Source organism: Nostoc sp., assembly GCF_036919555.1.
Taxonomy (GTDB): Bacteria; Cyanobacteriota; Cyanobacteriia; order Cyanobacteriales; family Nostocaceae; genus Nostoc.
The window spans coordinates 1-17,582 of record NZ_JBALCS010000056.1 but is presented as its reverse complement, the minus strand read 5'-3'; the positions used below and the strand labels follow the sequence as shown (position 1 = coordinate 17,582).

The 17,582-nt window shown below is 43.7% G+C and carries 14 protein-coding genes; 8 read left to right on the top strand and 6 right to left on the bottom strand.

Going from position 1 to position 17,582, the window contains the following annotated elements; translation table 11 throughout:
• Nucleotides 1-132: 132 nt before the first annotated feature.
• Nucleotides 133-1,584 carry an MFS transporter gene (locus V7K36_RS16990; RefSeq protein ID WP_335117622.1) on the bottom strand — a complete coding sequence of 484 codons (1,452 nt, stop codon included), beginning with the start codon at nt 1,582-1,584 and terminating at the stop codon, nt 133-135.
• 100 nt (nt 1,585-1,684) lie between these two features.
• On the opposite strand from V7K36_RS16990, the gene V7K36_RS16985 reads away from it, so the two are divergent.
• From V7K36_RS16985 to V7K36_RS16960, 6 genes are all read left to right on the top strand, one after another.
• On the top strand, nt 1,685-2,203 hold the full coding sequence (locus V7K36_RS16985; protein ID WP_335117620.1) for a phosphoribosyltransferase: 519 nt from the start codon (nt 1,685-1,687) through the stop codon (nt 2,201-2,203).
• A gap of 1,023 nt (nt 2,204-3,226) precedes the next feature.
• On the top strand, nt 3,227-4,987 hold the full coding sequence (locus tag V7K36_RS16980; RefSeq protein ID WP_335117618.1) for a hybrid sensor histidine kinase/response regulator: 1,761 nt from the start codon (nt 3,227-3,229) through the stop codon (nt 4,985-4,987).
• A gap of 33 nt (nt 4,988-5,020) precedes the next feature.
• Nucleotides 5,021-7,132 carry a sensor histidine kinase gene (locus tag V7K36_RS16975; RefSeq protein WP_335117616.1) on the top strand — a complete coding sequence of 704 codons (2,112 nt, stop codon included), beginning with the start codon at nt 5,021-5,023 and terminating at the stop codon, nt 7,130-7,132.
• Nucleotides 7,104-7,505 carry a response regulator gene (locus V7K36_RS16970; RefSeq protein ID WP_334829944.1) on the top strand — a complete coding sequence of 134 codons (402 nt, stop codon included), beginning with the start codon at nt 7,104-7,106 and terminating at the stop codon, nt 7,503-7,505. Before V7K36_RS16975 ends, V7K36_RS16970 begins: the two co-directional genes overlap by 29 nt.
• 6 nt (nt 7,506-7,511) lie before the next feature.
• Entirely contained in the window at nt 7,512-7,919 is a 408-nt protein-coding gene (locus tag V7K36_RS16965) for a response regulator (RefSeq protein WP_335117615.1), read from the top strand.
• Between the two features lie 399 nt (nt 7,920-8,318).
• Entirely contained in the window at nt 8,319-9,440 is a 1,122-nt protein-coding gene (locus V7K36_RS16960; protein WP_335117613.1) for a hypothetical protein, read from the top strand.
• A gap of 63 nt (nt 9,441-9,503) precedes the next feature.
• Here the strand turns inward: V7K36_RS16960 and topA are convergent, their stop codons facing one another.
• The 5 genes from topA to V7K36_RS16935 all read right to left on the bottom strand — a co-directional run bounded on the left by topA (nt 9,504) and on the right by V7K36_RS16935 (nt 15,807).
• The gene (topA, locus tag V7K36_RS16955) at nt 9,504-11,672 is read right to left on the bottom strand and encodes a type I DNA topoisomerase (protein WP_335117611.1); all 2,169 of its coding nucleotides are present in this window, start codon (nt 11,670-11,672) and stop codon (nt 9,504-9,506) included.
• 1,012 nt (nt 11,673-12,684) lie between these two features.
• Nucleotides 12,685-13,314, bottom strand: a complete 630-nt coding sequence (locus tag V7K36_RS16950) for a restriction endonuclease subunit R (protein WP_335117610.1) — start codon at nt 13,312-13,314, stop codon at nt 12,685-12,687.
• Between the two features lie 147 nt (nt 13,315-13,461).
• On the bottom strand, nt 13,462-14,010 hold the full coding sequence (locus V7K36_RS16945) for a GNAT family N-acetyltransferase (RefSeq protein ID WP_335117608.1): 549 nt from the start codon (nt 14,008-14,010) through the stop codon (nt 13,462-13,464).
• Nucleotides 14,007-14,792 (bottom strand): type I methionyl aminopeptidase, encoded by a 786-nt coding sequence (map, locus tag V7K36_RS16940; protein WP_335117606.1) that lies wholly within the window; start codon nt 14,790-14,792, stop codon nt 14,007-14,009. Before map ends, V7K36_RS16945 begins: the two co-directional genes overlap by 4 nt.
• Nucleotides 14,793-14,802: 10 nt before the next feature.
• A complete protein-coding gene (locus V7K36_RS16935) occupies nt 14,803-15,807 on the bottom strand; it encodes a Gfo/Idh/MocA family protein (RefSeq protein WP_335117604.1) in 1,005 nt (334 codons plus the stop codon).
• A gap of 581 nt (nt 15,808-16,388) precedes the next feature.
• Here V7K36_RS16935 and V7K36_RS16930 point away from each other — a divergent pair.
• The gene (locus V7K36_RS16930; protein WP_335117602.1) at nt 16,389-16,688 is read left to right on the top strand and encodes a ferredoxin; all 300 of its coding nucleotides are present in this window, start codon (nt 16,389-16,391) and stop codon (nt 16,686-16,688) included.
• Between the two features lie 341 nt (nt 16,689-17,029).
• Entirely contained in the window at nt 17,030-17,266 is a 237-nt protein-coding gene (locus V7K36_RS16925) for a hypothetical protein (protein WP_335117600.1), read from the top strand.
• Nucleotides 17,267-17,582 lie beyond the last annotated feature (316 nt).

Here is a 17,582-nt window from a genome sequence, read left to right as displayed (position 1 = left end):
TTATGTGTACATCGTAGCCGAAGCGGGGAGAGAGGAATGCAAGCGGGCTTTTTGGTATACTCTACGACTTTTCAAACATCCTCTTAGACCCCGCCACAAAACTGAATTACGAATTACGAATTACGAATTATTTTAACTCCCCTTCTTCTCTTGCCGTTCTTTGAGTTTCAGCATAATTTCTGCGTGCATCTCCCGGGTAATCGGGTAAAAATACGTTAAAACTAAGCCAAGAATCAAACAAACTGTAGGTATAGGGCCAACGGCAATACGAATAGCCAACAGTGCCGATTCCGGTTGGATGGGTAGTGGACTTCCGGCTACAGATGCTTTGAAACCCGATACTTGCAAAGCATTTCCTACCAAAAACAGCCCGAAAGCTAAACCAAATTTTTGTAGCAAAACCATGAAGCCATAAAAAATGCCTTCTCTGCGTTGTCCGGTTTGGAGTTCATCTAATTCAATCACATCTGGAATCATCGACCAGGGAATTAGATAAGCTGTGGATACACCAACACCCGCCATCACAGCCATCACATACATCAAAACTATTTGACCGGGCTGTAAAAAAAATAGTCCGGCGGCAGCTATTATCCATAAACTCATTCCCATAAAATAAACACGTTTTTTGCCGATTTTTTTACTCAGCGCCCCCCAGACAAATAGCATCAGCAAGGCAGTTCCTTGCACTGCAATCAGCAGTGTAGGCACATCTGATTCTTGAAGTTTCATGCAATTGACTACAAAATAGGGAATAATGCTAGCTGTAATCTGCACACCTAGCCAAGAAAAAAGATATATACCAATAACAAATAAAAAAGGTCGGTTGCTGAAGACAATTTTTAGCTGTTCCAAGAAGGAGAGAGATGCAGGTTCCTCGGCTTGGACGCGTTTGGCCTCAAAAGCCAGGATGCGATCGCGGACTCCAAAAACGCACCAATATAATCCGAAAATCGAAATTACAGTGCAAATTGCTGCTAAAACGAGATATCGTTGTTGGCGATCGGCAATTTGGGAAAAAACAATTTGCGCTAAAATCAATGAGAGAATGCTACCACCAATGGAAAATGTAAATCGAAAGGTGTTAAGGCTGGTGCGTTCGTCGTAATCTTGAGTTAGTTCTGGAGTCATTGCCGTATAAGGCAAATTCACAACTGTGAAAAAGGACTGAGATAGCACCCCAATCGCCACGTAGTACAAGAACAGCGGCCAAATATTATCACTTTGATTTGCCCTAAATTGCGGTACAATCCACTGCAAGAAAAAGAAAATTCCAAAGGGAATTGCTCCATAAAACATCCAAGGCAGACGACGGCCCCAGCGACGAGATTTCGTTTTATCACTCAGGAACCCGATAACCGGATCATTTACCCCATCCCAGATTTTGCTAATCATCAAAATGCTGCCAGCTAAACCCGCAGGGATACCAGCGATATTGGTAAAGAAAAACAGCAGATAAAAGACGGAGATATTTGCAGTAACTGCTGGGCCTAAATCCCCTGCACCGTAAGCTAGTTTTGTTTTAAAGTCGAGTTTTTGACTGAGAATATCTCGTTGGGCATCGCCATCAGCAGCAGAATCGTTCATAATAACTTGCACTCATACTAAAATATAAAGTTTGCGACGCCAAATAGCCCGTCGTAGACATCGCCTTCAATACTAGCTATCTACCACTCCCGTTAGACTTATGCCAGACCTTTATGTTTCTTGGTCAGATTATCACCAAAAAATTGAACAACTGGCTATTCAGATTTATCAATCCAGTTGGGAATTCAACCAGATTATCTGTCTTGCCAGAGGAGGACTAAGAATTGGAGATATTCTCTCCCGTATATACCAGCAACCACTGGCAATTTTAGCAACCTCATCTTACCGTGGCCCTGATAAGCAAGAAAGAAGTAATTTAATTTTGTCGCGCCACCTGACAATGACTGCCGAAAAGCTAGGTTCGCGCATTCTCCTAGTAGATGACTTAGTAGATTCTGGGATCACATTGGCACAAACTATACCTTGGCTCAAGCAAAATATTGATTTTCCCATTGAGGAAATTCGCACCGCCGTTCTTTGGTATAAAGCCTGTTCAGTTATAGCACCCGATTATTATGTTGATTACTTGGTTGACAACCCCTGGATTCACCAACCCTTTGAACACTACGAGCAGATGAACCCCGCAGAACTTGCGGCTCAGATAAGTCAACTGTGTTGATTAATACCAACACAAAATTAATTTCACACTCACTCATGCTCACCAGATCCATTAAAGGATAATTTTGCCCAAATGGCATGGTGAATGTAACTAGCGCATTGGTAGCATTTTAGATTTTAGCGTAGGCGTAGCCCGTCGTAGACATCGCTTCCGTTAGCACTATCAATTGCAAGTCAATTTCAACATTGGCTTTCAAACAAAAAATTGTGCTGGTATGAGAATAAACTTCCAAACTCTTCCTTCAGGAAGTACCAAGGACACATCATTTGTCGTAGTCTTTATTTGATGGGAATAAAAAGGAAGCCAAAAAACAAGGCAGCAGGCAGCTATGCTAAAGGTAATAATAATGGGGGCTTATAACCACAACTAATAGCGTAAGTTAGCGAGTCCGTGAATCTCTTGCAGGCCACCATATCTCCGGTATGGTGGCCTGTACCCAACTAGGCTTTGGCAAAAGGCTTTCCCAAAAACTTTTTCTTTCCTCCTCCCTTGCCCCTACGGTGTACACACAAGTTATCAGATTACCCAAAAGTCCTCTAAAACCTCACCCTGTCCTATATTTAATCCCTCTCCTTACTAAGGAGAGGGATAGGTTTTACTACGTAAAACCAGGGTGAGGTATCTCAGGGGCTATTGACTCGTTCCAGGCTCCGCTTAGGAACGCATTCATTGAGGCTCCGACTCAATTTGACTGGAGGCAGCAGCCCCTAATCAGCCATTCCATGCTCTGCATGGGAACGAGAAATGGTCAATCGAGCTTTTTTCGACTTGTGTGTACACCGTAGCCCTTGCCCGGAGGGCTTGGTCAGAATTTAGGAGTGAAAATAAATAAAAGGGTTTTATACTACCACCTGATTGTAGACAGCCTTTATTAGGCGGGCGTATAAAACCCTTTTACTCAAAAATCAGAATGAATTCTGATTTTTGATTTTTTCTTAATAAAAATTGAAGAAATGTTACGAAACTTAGGTGAACCTGGAGAGAGCCTGCTGAGGCAATATTTCTTAGAAACGGAGTAGTGTAATGACGAATGAGTCAGTGGAGCAAATATGTTTAGACGATATTCTCATCACTGAAGAGTTGTCCCGTCGAGTAACCAGAACCACTGACCTCAAAGAAGAGAACGATGCACTTCATACTCTGGTACGGCAACTAGTTGAGCAGCCTCAAATTCTGCTCAAAAAGCTTGTAAAAATCACCACTAAACTGTGTCGGGCAGAATCAGCAGGTGTCAGCTTACTTGAGGTGACTTCGAGCGGGGAACATATCTGCCGATGGTTTGCACTAGCCGGGATGTTAGAAGCGTATGAACAAACTCTTACTCTTTACACCTCTAGTTACTGCGGCATCTGCCTAGAACGTCAAACCCCCCTGCTTTATTCCTATCCAGAAAAGTATTTCACCTACTTGCAAAAGTTTCAGCCAACAATCGTCGAGATCCTGGTGGTTCCTTTATTGATTGCCAATCAACCACTTGGCACGATTTGGATTGTATCCCACGATGAGCATCGGCAGTTTGATGGAGAAGACTTGCGGCTGATGAAAAGCCTCGCAAATTTTACCGCCGCCGCTCTTTACAGTAGCAACGCCCGTCAAGCAGCCGAAGAATCTGCGCGGCGTGAGCAAGCCGCTCGGGCCGTTAGCGAAGTGGCACAAAATGCAGCTGAACAAGCCAATCGTCTTAAAGATGAGTTCCTCGCTGTTCTATCTCACGAATTGCGTTCCCCCCTTAACCCGATTTTGGGCTGGGCAAAACTCCTGCAAACCCGCAAATTTAATGAAGAAAAGACGGCTTATGCCCTAGCAACCATTGAGCGCAATGCCAAGTTGCAGTCTCAGCTAATGGAAGATTTACTGGATGTTTCCCGGATTCTTCAAAGCAAACTCAGCTTAAAAGTCTGCTCTGTTGACCTGTCCTCTGTGATTGAAGTAGCGCTTGATACTGTGCGTCTAGCGGCTCAAGCCAAGTCAGTTCAACTGAAGACGAAATTTGAACCGAATGTAGGGCAAGTTTTGGGAGATCCCAGTCGCTTGCAGCAAGTCGTTTGGAATTTGCTCTCTAACGCCGTTAAGTTCACACCGTCCGAGGGCCAGGTGGAAATAGCACTTGAGCGCGTGGGTACACAAGCGCAAATCCGGGTGAGTGACACGGGTAAGGGCATCAACCCAGAATTTCTGCCTCATGTGTTTGATTACTTCCGTCAAGCTGACAATAGCACAACAAGAACCTTTGGCGGCTTAGGGCTTGGTCTGGCGATCGTTCGTCAAATCGTTGAACTGCATGGTGGAACAGTCCAAGCAGAAAGTGAGGGAGACGAGAAAGGTGCCACCTTTACTGTGTTGTTACCCCTCAGGAGTGTCGAGCCTCAAACAAGTGAAGACAAGGTTTTGCCTGACAGTTCCCCTAATCTTCAAGGGGTAAATGTGCTAGTCGTGGACGATGAAGTTGACACCCGCGATCTAATAGTCTTCATCCTGAAAGAGTCTGGTGCCTCTGTGCGTGCCTTCGCCTCAGGATCGCTTGCACTAGACGCCTTGGCAGTTGAGAAGCCAGATATTATTTTAAGTGATATTGGGATGCCAGAAATGGATGGCTATATGCTGATTCGGCAAATTCGATCGCTACCGCCACAGCAAGGGGGAGAGATCCGAGCGATCGCACTGACAGCCTATGCTGGAGAGGTTAACCAGCAACAAATTCTCCAAGCAGGATTCCAAAAATATTTAACTAAGCCAATAGAACCAGCCAAATTAGCGATGGTAATTGCTAGCCTAGTTAAATAATAAATAATTATTCTGAGAAGTAGAGAGTACCAGTTGGCTACAAATTCCGATTTTAGAAACCTAAAAGATCAGTTCCTGACTGAATCCAAAGAAGCTCTGCTGGCTCGCATGGCGAACCGCATCCGGCAATCGCTGAACCTCCAAGAGATTTTGGATGCAACTGTGGTCGAGTTGCGGGCATTTTTGCAAACCGACCGGACTAAGGTCTACCGCTTTGATCGCGACGGACATGGGCAAGTCGTTGCCGAAGCGAGTGCCCCCAACCGTCTACCTTCGTTGCTGGGATTACACTATCCAGCTGATGACATTCCGCCCCAAGCGCGGGCCTTGTTTATCAAAGCACGTACCCGCTCCATTGTCAATGTCAAGGAGCAGACGATTATCCTCAACTCGCTGCCGACTCCCAAAACGACGGCAACGGGAGACTTGACCGTTGAAGAAGTGCAAGAGCAACCTCTCGAAGATATCTTAAGCCGACCGGTAGACCCCTGCCATGTGGACTATCTCACCCAAATGGGTGTGCAATCTTCTCTGGTGGTGCCAATAATTTATCAACAGGAACTCTGGGGGCTGTTGATCTCTCATCATGCCGAACCCAGAGAAATTACATCTGAGGATTTGCAGGTCATCCAATTGCTCTCTGAGCAGGTTTCACTGGCAATTACCCAGGCGAGTCTGCTGAGTCAGGTACATGAACAGCAGCAACGTGAAGCGATCGTCAATCAGATTGCCGCTCTGCTGCACGCGCCTCTGGACCCGGAGCAGATTTTGCATAACGTTCTGGAACAAGCAGTAAAAGCTTCTGGCAGTTCTGGAGGAAGGTTGTACCTCACTTCCTCGGATGAGGCTTTACCAGCCCATCTTTATACTTACGGAAATCAGCCGACCCCATCCGAGCTTGATCAACCAAAGTTACTAGAAAATCATCCCCTCTGGCAAGAGGTAGGGGTAGCTCCTGCTCCCATCGACACTGGCTTAACCCAAGAAGAGAAACCTGCTCTGCGAGTGGTAATTAATCTTCAGCAAGAACCGCGTCTGCACCAGCTGATTGAATCCTTCCAGACCACACCGATTCGGGGTTTGATTGTTCAACCGTTGTATTATGGTAAAGAATTTTTGGGGTATCTGACCTTCTTTCGTGACCAAATCGGGACAAAAAATCTTTGGCCGGGCTATCACGAGGCTGATGAGCGCCAACAGCAGCCTCGCCAGTCAATGACGCAATGGCAGGCACTCAAACAAGATAAAGCTCACCCTTGGAGCATCGAAGAGATGGAACTCATCCAGTCTTTGAACATTCACCTATCGCTGGCCGTGCTGCAAAACCGCCTCTATCAGCGCGAACGGCAGCAACGCCTGGTAGTTGAGATGCACAGCGAAGCTCTCTCTCATGCCCGAGCTGCCGCCGAAGAGGTGAGTCGCCTCAAGAGCAACTTCTTGGCTTCTACCAGCCACGAACTGCGAACCCCTCTGGCCTCGACCTTAAACTATTTAAAGTTGCTTAAAGAGCGCCTTTATGAAGACGAAGAGGAGTTGCGCCAATATATCGACGGCGCTTACCAATCGACGCAAAATCTGGTTACTATCATTAACGATGTGCTTGACATTGCCAAGATTGAAGACGGGCGCATAGCCTTAGACTTGGAGACAGTTTATCTGCAACAGCTTTTACAAGAGCAATGTTTCCTCTCTGGTGCCGAAAGCCGCTACAAGTCAATTCCTCTGACACTCCATTGTGAAATCGAGACTGTTTTCGCCGATAAGATCAAAGTCCGCCAGGTGATGACGAACTTGCTGGATAACGCCTTCAAATTCACAGATGAGGGTCAAATTCATGTCCGGGCTGTCGTCGATAGGACTGGGACAATGGCTCAAATCTCGGTGCGCGACACGGGTATCGGCATTGAGATGGAAAACTCAGAGCAACTGTTTTCCCCATTTGTGCAAGCTGATGGTTCTGCCCAGCGCTCCTACGGGGGCACCGGCTTAGGGCTGACTATCTGCAAGCGATTGGTGGAACTGATGGGTGGTAATATCTGGCTTGAAAGCCCTGGACTAGGGCAAGGGAACACGGTGACTTTTACCCTGCCCCTAAACGAACTGAGTCAGATCAGAGGTGACAGTATTGAACATTCTACTGGTTGAAGATAACCAACTCCTGGCTAAGGGAACCGCCAAACTAATCGAACGCTTGGGGGGTCATCAGGTGTTTATTACTGCCGAACCAAAAGAGATATTCCAGCTATGCGAAGCGGGGGCAGTCGAACTGGTGATTATGGATATCAATTTGCCGGGAGCTAGGTGGCAAGGACAAAAAGTTGATGGCTCCATGCTGTCGCGCCATCTAAAGGCACAGTGGAAACAGATACCAATTATCTTGGTGACGGCTTACACCATGCCCGCCGAGCAACATCACCTGTTGTCCCAATCTGGGGCTGACAGTTGCTATACCAAACCCATCACTGACTACGATGCCTTTTTGGATATGATTACTCTACTCGGTGAAAGGAGGAATTGAATCTCCATGTACAAGCTGGCGATTTTGGATGATGACGAACACTGGTGTCGGATCGTCCAGCGCTTTCTGAAGCAAGAATATGCTGTGGCAACCTACAAGTCCGTGTCTAGTTTCTTATGGGAGTTAGACGAACTAAACCAGTACGATATCTTTCTGGTCGATTTTGTGCTGCCTACGGCTCGGCATGAGCTAAATACAGATGGCATGGAAATCGTTAACGCTCTCAAGCGGCGCTTGCCTCGTTCTCCTGTCGTCATCCTCGTCACGGCTTACATGAGCATGAATGAGTTAGAGGTGCATGGCAAACAAATGTGTCCACAAGCAGACGGATTTTTTGCCAAGGATGCGGGACTAGAATTATTGGCTCATCAAATGAGGCAACTACTCACACTAGGTAAAACTGAGGACAAGTAGGGGGAAAAGTACTTAGGATTTTCGGACTTTCGCTTACCCTAAATTGAGCTAAAGAGATGAACCCCGCAGAACTTGCCACTAAGGTCAGTCCGTGTTGATAATTACTTAGTACCGCTACGCAGAATTCAAAATGGTTATGGAGTAAGCTTTTTTGGCTTACTAAATTTATTACTATAGGAATCCGGTTTGATTGCGTGAAAAGACACGTAGGGTGTGTTAGCGATAGCGTAACGCACCTAAGCCTTGATAATGGTGCGTTACGAACTTCGTTCTAATACACCTTACAATACCTAATTTTGTTCAGAAATCAAATATGATTCCTATATATTTTGCCAAAATTGGCACATTTACCCCTAAATATGTATGGTGTTATTTACCTGACTCATTGTTACAGAAAAAATGACAAACGATATTTCGCACAAACGAAACCTTCACCGATTTGATCCTGTTGCGTATCTAGTAATTGAAAAATTTCGTCTTTCTCCTCTAACTTTTGGACTGTTGGCAGCAGTTACCACTACTGTAGTTTATTTGTTTACTGCATGGATAAGTCATACGTTATGGTCTAAGCAGGAGCAAATGGGGTTGCTTAAAGACTGGATTCCCTGGTTAGTAGGACTTTTCATTAATCCAGTAACATTGGGATATTACTTGTGGAGTTTTCAAGCAATTGATCAAGTAATTCAAGACCTAGAAAAATCTGACGTATTAGAAATTGACAAATTTCAGATTGATCAATTTGTTATTAACCTCTATTCCCAAAAATGGCGCAAACTTTCTGCACTTGCCAGCGCTATCTTTTTCAGCACTATTGTTTTTATCATCAGACCTAGATTAGAAAAGAGTTGGACTAGCTCTAGTCTTTTGCCAGGACTGATTATTACGATTGCCACATTTGCAGTCGTATATATGGGTAGTATACTTGTCCTTAATCTAATTACCAATATTTGGATTTTATATCGAATTTTAGGAAACAAGGATCTCGATATTAATCCTCTTCATCCCGATCGCTGTGGTGGTCTTCGATGTCTCAGTGATTATTCGCTTAAAACTGCCTATCTAGTTGCTGTTTTGGGTATATGGATTGGCGTGATTGAGTATCAGGTGATTACACAAGATGTCGGAAAAGGATTCTGGTTTGTTAATCTGGTAATTCCATTGTATATTTTTTTATCAATGGGATGTTTTTTTGGGCCATTGCTGGCAGCACATAGCGGTATGAAAAGAGCTAAAGAAGAGTCTCTACATAAAATTGCTCGACAATTCCGAGCGGAGTATTCGGGTATTTATACTAGTCTGGCTGAAGACACAGAAGCTTTCAAGAAAAAATCTGAAAAAATTCAGCAGCTACGCACTTTATACACTATGACCGATGAGTTGCCCGTTTGGCCCTTCGATGTCAAAACTTTCCGCCGATATCTCCTAACTGTGCCTACTCCTCTTATTGGTATACTAGGTGGCATATTTAAAAAATTGTTGATAAATCTACTCAAGCAACAGGGTATCAAACTTGGTAGTTAAAGGGGTTATCAGGTAAAGCTCAAATTTCTTTGTCTAGGGGTAAAATTAGCAGGATAGCTTTAGTTAAGTTTTTGATATCTCCCCAAACTTAGGACTCCACCACCCTTTTTGTGTACTGAAATAAGCCACATCTTTATGTTTAGTATCCTTACGTGCTTGTGGGTCACAACACCGCAACATTTTCTTACTCTGACCCTCTTTGATATAACTGTACTCCTCTAGAGGTTTCTTACATACCGGGCAAGGATATGTCGTCATCTTCACGGAAGGCTTTTGTTGATTCTCAGCTTGGACTGCTTTAGTTTGTGGTGGCTGCCAAGTTTTGTTAAAGTCGCTCCAAAATAGCACGACATTTTCACAGCGTTTTGTGCATTTGAGGAAATATTTCTTTTTAACCTTACTGCTCGGAATTTTTGCGAGAAAATTTTTGCATTCAGGGCATCGAGTCTTAGAAGTTTCATATTTTCGCTCAGTTATCACATTAGCTTTACCTGTTGGGAAACTCGCAACTACAGTTTTAGCTTTGGAGAGCGCTGGTAGAAAGTAATTCTGATTCCAACTAGTTAAATAATGCTGCCAAGAATTCTTTCCTTCGGAAATTGCATCAAGAGCATCTTCCATTTTCGCTGTAAATTCCGCCTCTAGTAAATCCGGCAGTGCTTTGAGCAAAAACGCATCAACTTCTAATCCTAATGCTGTCGGTTGAAGATGGTCTTTTTTCAACTCAACATAATTTCGTTTTTTTAAAGTAGCAACAGTAGGAGCATAGGTACTTGGGCGACCAATTCCTTTACGTTCCATCAATTGCACCAATTTTGGTTCACTATAACGGGGTGGTGGCTGAGTCTGCTTCTGCTCATGTCCAGCATTCTCCAGTTTCAATGGTTGTCCCTGTTGTAATGAAGGTAAAACGCTATCCTTGCTGAGATTGTTCCAGTACCGGGCATAACCGTAAAATTCAATAACTTGCCCTCTCGCTGACCACAATAGGGAACCAGACTGAGTAATCACCAAAGTTTTACGCAATTGGGCCGCACGACACTGAGAGGCAATTGACCGTTTCCAGATCATCACATACAGATTAAACTCATCATCAGGAAGTTCAGAGCGCAATTGAACTGAGGGACGGAACACATCCGTTGGACGAATCGCCTCATGTGCTTCTTGAGCCGATTTGCTACTGCGATGCTTGGCGACTTGCTGCGGTACATTCTGCGGGTCATTTTGCTCCAACCATTTACGGGCGCTGGCACAAAATTCTGGACTCAGCATTACTGAGTCTGTTCGCATATATGTAATTAACCCTGCCTCATAAAGCTTTTGGGCAACAACCATAGTTTTGTCAGGAGCAAACCTCAGCTTTGAACCGGCTGCTTGCTGAAGGCTGGAAGTTGTAAATGGTGGCGGTGGCTGGCGGTTAACGACTTTTCCTTCAAAATGAATCACCTGATGAGGATGTCGCTGTGCTTCTTCAACTAAACGTGTAGCCTCTGCTTCGGAAAGAACGCGCTTAGATTCTGGTGTTTCTGTACTATTACCTACCTTCGCGTCATCGTGAGTTTCAGTTTCTTGGTCTGGTGCATCTTTTGCAGAATCGACCGTCCCTTTGTAAAAAGCCCGGAATCCTTCAGCATAATCTACCCAGACACTCCAATAATCTTGGGGGACAAAAGCCAGAATTTCGTTTTCTCGCTGACAAATCAAGTGCAACGTCGCGCTTTGGACTCTGCCAACACTCTTAGCGCCGTTATTTAATGCCCAAACTAAAGGGCTACCCTTATAACCCACCAACTTATCTAGGCAATCTCGGCACAGTCCAGCACCGATTAAATTTTGGTCTAACTTTCTGGGATTAGCGATCGCACTTTGCACCGCCGATGCTGTAATCTCAGTATAAATTACTCGTTTCGGTTCTCTTAAACCCAGCGTTTCTTTGAGATGCCAAGCGATCGTTTCACCTTCCCGGTCTGGGTCAGTTGCTAAAATAACTTCATCAACCTGCCTCACCGCAGACTTGAGCTTCTGGATTGTTTCTTTCGCTCGTTGGTCACGCGGGACATAATTACACCGGACATTACTGCCGTCCATGACAAAGCCCAAGGAATCGTCCCCTTCATTGCTGAGTTCTCGGATGTGACCACAACTAGCTAGAACTTTCCAATCTGAACCCAGAATTTGACTGAGTTTTTTGACTTTTCCGGGGGATTCTACCACAAGGAGGCGTTTGATCATAGCAACTGAGTTCTTGATTTTGAGCAATTAACTGGCAATTGCAATCAGCGATGGCTGCGCCAACGCCAAGGGCGAACGCCTATTCTCGTTATGTGGATTTTCTAGAATACTGTACCAAAAAGCTTTAGAAATTGCTGAACTCAGTTTAGAGGTAGATTATACCCCTTTCCCCCAAGATTCCGGGATTGAATTTGTTGATTTATCTGAAGTAATTTTCTTGTACCTAAACCTTTGCTTCACTTCTAGGTGTCTAGCGTCAGTTTTTGCAACAAAACCGCCAATCGTCCGGTACAGGCGTTTATTATGCCGCATACCTTAATAACCGTACATATGTATTACAGAAAAATAATCCTATAATTTAGCATCTTCAACCAATTATTGCTACTCTTATAGCAGTAAATTATGATTTATTCACAGATTTCTATCTTATATCAAGTTCGGATGATTACTTATAATTAAACTGTTCTGGTTTTTGGCCACCAGTGGTAGCAAGTTAGTCCTTGGATTAAGTCGTGCTGTTTCATAATTTCTTGACAACGAAGCACCATAAGTTCTTCAAGTTCATCTAAAGAACTTGGGGAGCAATTGGCTACAATTAACCCCTATCGTCGGTACGGTCGGAATTGGTGGGGAAAGTCGGCATAACTAGTACAAAACTCCTAATCTCGGCTAAGGGAAATGCTTACTAGTTATTGTTCCCATCTGTACCGAGATAGTCACAGCTTGTGTTAAATCCAGTATTTAATCCGTTGTTGTGGTTATTTGGTCAGCTGTTAGTCTCATCCATTCATCTAAATCGGGGGCTTGCCGAAATAGGTTTAGAATTTCTTCTTATCCAGGATTTAAGAACTCGTTGTGCTTAGGCGGCGACAGTGCAGTGGCTCTTATTGACATAAAATTAAATGAGTATATGTTACTATAAGCTCTACCCTGTCTAGTTTTCAGACTTTTTCTTACATCCAACTCAGGTAGAGCAGGTATTGCTGATTTTGATTATTCTAACTATCTTTAATCAGGCAAATGTCAATTGACTAATACGCTTCAAAATCTGGAGTACATTATATAACTCATTGCCACGGTTACGGACATCAAAAATATCCGAAGTGGCATAGCGAGGAGGATTACTTTTGAGCAGTTTAATGAACATAAAACTGCCACCAGAAGTAATCATGCCAAATACTACATCTTGTGACTGGGGAGCAGCCAGCATATATGCCAGAATTTGGTCAAGTCCTGCTTCTACCGAATAAGCAATCTGTTTAGACTCAATAACTGTTACCCAGAATTTTTGATTTAGAAGTAAGAAGTCAATTCGCCCTTTAATGATAGTTTGGTTGTCTTGTGTTTCAATCTCGATAGATTTCTCTAATTTGAGGTGAAAAGGAGGTAAATAAAACTTGCCAATGAATAGCAGTGGCGATAAAACAGTCGTGTTAACTGTATTTTCTAATAAAGGCGGATAGTTTCGTAAATTTATATAGCCTGCCTTTATTTGATCCAATAGCTGCTTTTCTAAGCTTGTCAGTTCCGGTAGGTCATCTTGCCACTCTCGAAAGAATTCTTCCGAATCAACTAACTCTAATCCATAGAGCAATATTAGTTGCTCAAGTGTGATGTTTTCCGCAGCGAGAGTTTGAGTCATTATGTTAATCAAGTAGTAAAAAATCTACTTAATATTTGGGACAGATTTTCATCAAGCTATTAGTCTTACTTCCTATTTAGCAAGACCAGCTTCTTTAAGCATAATCTATTCGACAAAAGTTCAAGTTAAATACCTATTAGATAGCCCCTATAAAGGGCGTTGCTTAGGTGAACTAAACTGGTGATAACCGACATCTTGGAATGCTCTAATCATGGGTGTGTTCAGAATGTCTGTGTCACAAAATACACGCAAAACACCAATTTTTTGAAGAAGGTAGGTAGTTTGGCACAGGAGGTCGTAAATGTAACGCTTCCCTCGCTGTTTGGGTACAACACCAATATAGTAGATTGTGCCTTCTTCTAGATTATCTTTGCGACACCCACGATATAGTACTGGTTGGATAAACCCCAGTAGTTCACCCGTACTGTTATAGCCAAGTTGCCACCATTGTGGTTCATAATCGAAATCTTTGCTTGCTTGTACGATGAACTCTGAGGCTGCCTTATCTGCTCCCAATTCTCTAACTGCCTTTTGATCGCTTCGGTCTAATGAGGAACTCATAGCACAGCTAACCGCAGCAGTGAAATCTTCGATACTGACATCGTTGAGCGAACGAAATATCAATCTTTGAGGAACTGGGATTGCTAGTTTTGGTTCCTCCCAAACGAAAGGAATTTTTTCATAGTATGTTGTCATACACCCCAGTAATTCTCACCTTCAGGTAGGGTGAGGATTTCAACGCCATCTTCAGTTACAGCTAAGGTATGCTCACATTGAGCCGAAAGCTTACGATCGCGCGTTACAGCAGTCCACTTATCGCCCAGAACCTCGACTTCGTAAGTGCCTTCGTTAATCATTGGCTCAATAGTAAAAACCATCCCTGATCTGAGGCGCTTGCCCTTACCGCGTGTGCCATAGTGGGGAACATCCGGCGCAGTGTGGAAAATGTTACTGATGCCGTGTCCAACGAAATCTCGCACTACAGAAAAGCCTTGTGCTTCAGCATACTCTTGAATGGCTGCACCAATGTCGCCAATGCGTCCCCCAGGTTTAACTTCAGCAATACCCAGGCGGAGACACTCCTCTGTCACCTCTACCAACTTCCTCGTTTTTGGGGAAGGAGTGCCGACAAAGAATGTCTTGGATGTATCACCGTGATAACCTTCAACAATCGGTGTCACATCAATATTAATGATGTCACCTTCCTTGAGGATTTGCTTGGCGTTGGGAATGCCGTGACAGATTACCTCATTTACACTAGTGCAAATCGATTTAGGATAACCCTTGTAGCCAAGGGGTGCGCTTTTTGCTCCATGAGCTTGCGTCCAACGTTCGGCTTCATCATTGAGTTCGAGAGTACTAACCCCTGGCTTCACGAACGGTTCCAGATGCTGGAGAAGTTTGGCTGCTAAACGCCCAGCTTGACGCATTTTGTCTAATTCTCGCTGGGATAAAATCACAATTAGTTCGGTTTTCATCAACTTTTATCTAGATATCTTTCATAAATATAGTTAACCCTGTCTGTGCAGCTCTTTGTGCAGCATCAGCAACCTTTAGGGTATACAAGCTCTCCTCTGGGGTAACGTACAAAGGAGTGCCATCAAAAAGATGGTCTAACACTATACTCGTGTCTTTGGCGAACAAACCCCGGCGAGGGCCAACCTCTATAGGTGTTGTTTCCCCTGGCTGGATGAAAATTCCTGTGTCACCATCAAAAATTAAACCACCTTTTTCACCGTGAACTTCAAACTTGCGTTCTGATTGCCAAATACTTTCACCTTTGCCATAGACTACTTGGGCTAAAAGTCCACTGTTAAAGCACAGTTCACTAGTGCAGAAACAGGTTTGGTAATATTCCGGTTCTATTTCCCAATATCGCTGGTGACAGTTAACTGTAAATACTTTACCAAATAAATCGGTGAGACGATGTAGGCGAGACAGCGCACCAATTAAGGGAAAGCCGAACAACTCGTGGTTATAAGTCCATTTGCGGGGTGCAGGATTCTCAGGATTGATGGTGCTGTAGCGAACAAAAAATACCTCACCAATTTTGGGTAAGTTTTGCTTTAAGGCTTGATGCAAACCACCCAAAAGTTCTAGGTGTTCAACGTGCAGGAGTTTTTGTTGTGCTTTTGCTAAAGCGATCAGTTCCTCAGCTTCGACCACATCTAATGAAATGGGATACTCTACAATTACGTGTTTGCCATTAGTAAGGGCTGCACGAGCGATCGCACCATGATCTCGATTAATAGTGCAAATCACCACTAGGTCTATATCTTCACGTTCTACTAGCTCTTGCCAAGAACTCAACGCTTCAATCTGGTATTCTTTGGCAAAGGTTTCTGTTTTTTCTGCACAATGACCAACAACTGCGACTAAATGCGATCGCTGATCATCGAGAAATGCCTTAGCCCGAAACTTGGCCGCATACCCAGTACCTACCAAACCTACACGCACTCTTGCTTTTTCCAAAGCTGCTTCTGGATTATACATGATCTTCACTAGTTCTGTTTTTCATCCTGCCAGTTTCCTAAAAGGCGCTAATTTACAAGCGTCTAACCCCAAAAAATCAGGTGATTAAAAAATCTGATCCAACAATTATCATAGCGATCGCAAAGCGTCTCTAAAAGTTGTGCAGAACGCATTTAAATTTACGGACTCGTTGCGGTAATTTTTGGCTTACCAACTCAAAGCTTATTTTTCGCTCATAAGATTGACAAAATCTCTACCTGAGCGAATGAAACAGCTCTGCTTTTTAAGGGAAGCTGAGGATCTTTTCTGCGTAAGTCCGACAAAATATCGGTGGCATTAATCCTATTCATGTTTTTTCATCCCTAAGATAGTTTTTTTTAATCACAGCCTGACTAGGGCAGGAAATAATATAAATAAAACTTATCAGGATTAAGCAACTAAATTTCATTACTAATCGGGTTCAATTTCCAGTTACATCGTTTAATTTTTCTCGTAGTATCAGAATTGAAGCAAATTTTAACGAGCGGCTAATCCCACAGAATAGCCGTGACCTTTGCCTTAAGATAACTTATACTGCCGTTTGCAAAAGAGAGGATTACTCAATGGCAAGTTTTAAAGTCACACTAATCAACGAGGCCGAAGGGCTGAACCAAACACTTGACGTTGATGACGATACCTATATTCTAGACGCTGCTGAAGAAGCTGGTCTTGACCTCCCTTACTCTTGCCGCGCTGGTGCTTGCTCGACCTGTGCAGGTAAACTAACATCGGGTACTGTTGATCAAGGTGATCAGTCATTTTTAGATGACGATCAAATAGAAGCCGGATATGTGCTGACTTGTGTTGCCTACCCAACCTCCAATGTGACAATCGAAACTCACAAAGAAGAAGAACTCTACTAAGAGTTAGTCCCCTCAACAATAAACCTCTTGCAAGAGTGACTAATGTTGACAAAATAGAAGCACCTCATCTAGGGTTAACCCCCTGGTAATGCCGTGTGTATCTCTTAAAGCGACTTTGATAAAAAGCCTAATTTCGTGTTGAGCAGGAACACAAAATTTTCAATGTTCCTGCTTGATTTTTTAACAGTATCGCGTAATTCCCCTTCCTCAGCCGAAGGCAGGGAGTGTAGGTAAGCGAGTCAAAAAGGAAACGCCCTGTTACTAATTTTTACCACAGGTAAAAGAAGTGATGGGGCAGTTGAGTTTTTGACAATTACTAGCTTTTTGGCGTTTCCTGTGCTTTGATATATTCTTTTACTATTTCTAATGGTGCCGATATTGCATCTGCTGAAGTTATACTGCTTTGGTACTCAAATAATCTACAGGGGTTAGGGACTAACCTCTTAGACGTGGATGATTGTAGCTCTACTTCACGCACCCGCAAAACTGCGGGAAGTATGAAGCAACTTGGTCGTGCGAAGCGTCAAAAATCTTGCTCTACGGGTGGGGATGTAGAAACCCCACCCTCAACGCAGTAGGGTGGGGTAGTTCATAAACATCCTCTCAGTCCATCTTCACAAACTAAGAGGATGTTTGAAAAGTATTGGGCGAATATAATTCGCTACTACACAAACTCTCGTCTTCCTTCGTGGACTAACGAAAAATCAAGATTCTTAACCCACGGAGGTGGGTAAAGTCTCGTGTAGCCGTACCTGTGCCAGGGCTAGTAATAAATTAGACTTTTCAAACATCCTCTAAGCTATAGGACTCCTATTTGATTTTTGAACAAGACTAAGAGACAATACGGGTACTAAAACAGGTGTAAGAAGGGACAATGATAAGTCAGCATCTGCA

Excerpts from the sequence above, each read along its gene's own strand:
- V7K36_RS16990 (WP_335117622.1), bottom strand. The coding sequence starts at position 1,584 with ATGAACGATTCTGCTGCTGATGGCGATGCCCAACGAGATATTCTCAGT.
- V7K36_RS16985 (WP_335117620.1), top strand. The coding sequence starts at position 1,685 with ATGCCAGACCTTTATGTTTCTTGGTCAGATTATCACCAAAAAATTGAA.
- V7K36_RS16980 (WP_335117618.1), top strand. The coding sequence starts at position 3,227 with ATGACGAATGAGTCAGTGGAGCAAATATGTTTAGACGATATTCTCATC.
- V7K36_RS16965 (WP_335117615.1), top strand. The coding sequence starts at position 7,512 with ATGTACAAGCTGGCGATTTTGGATGATGACGAACACTGGTGTCGGATC.
- V7K36_RS16960 (WP_335117613.1), top strand. The coding sequence starts at position 8,319 with ATGACAAACGATATTTCGCACAAACGAAACCTTCACCGATTTGATCCT.
- topA (WP_335117611.1), bottom strand. The coding sequence starts at position 11,672 with ATGATCAAACGCCTCCTTGTGGTAGAATCCCCCGGAAAAGTCAAAAAA.
- V7K36_RS16950 (WP_335117610.1), bottom strand. The coding sequence starts at position 13,314 with ATGACTCAAACTCTCGCTGCGGAAAACATCACACTTGAGCAACTAATA.
- V7K36_RS16945 (WP_335117608.1), bottom strand. The coding sequence starts at position 14,010 with ATGACAACATACTATGAAAAAATTCCTTTCGTTTGGGAGGAACCAAAA.
- map (WP_335117606.1), bottom strand. The coding sequence starts at position 14,792 with ATGAAAACCGAACTAATTGTGATTTTATCCCAGCGAGAATTAGACAAA.
- V7K36_RS16935 (WP_335117604.1), bottom strand. The coding sequence starts at position 15,807 with ATGTATAATCCAGAAGCAGCTTTGGAAAAAGCAAGAGTGCGTGTAGGT.
- V7K36_RS16930 (WP_335117602.1), top strand. The coding sequence starts at position 16,389 with ATGGCAAGTTTTAAAGTCACACTAATCAACGAGGCCGAAGGGCTGAAC.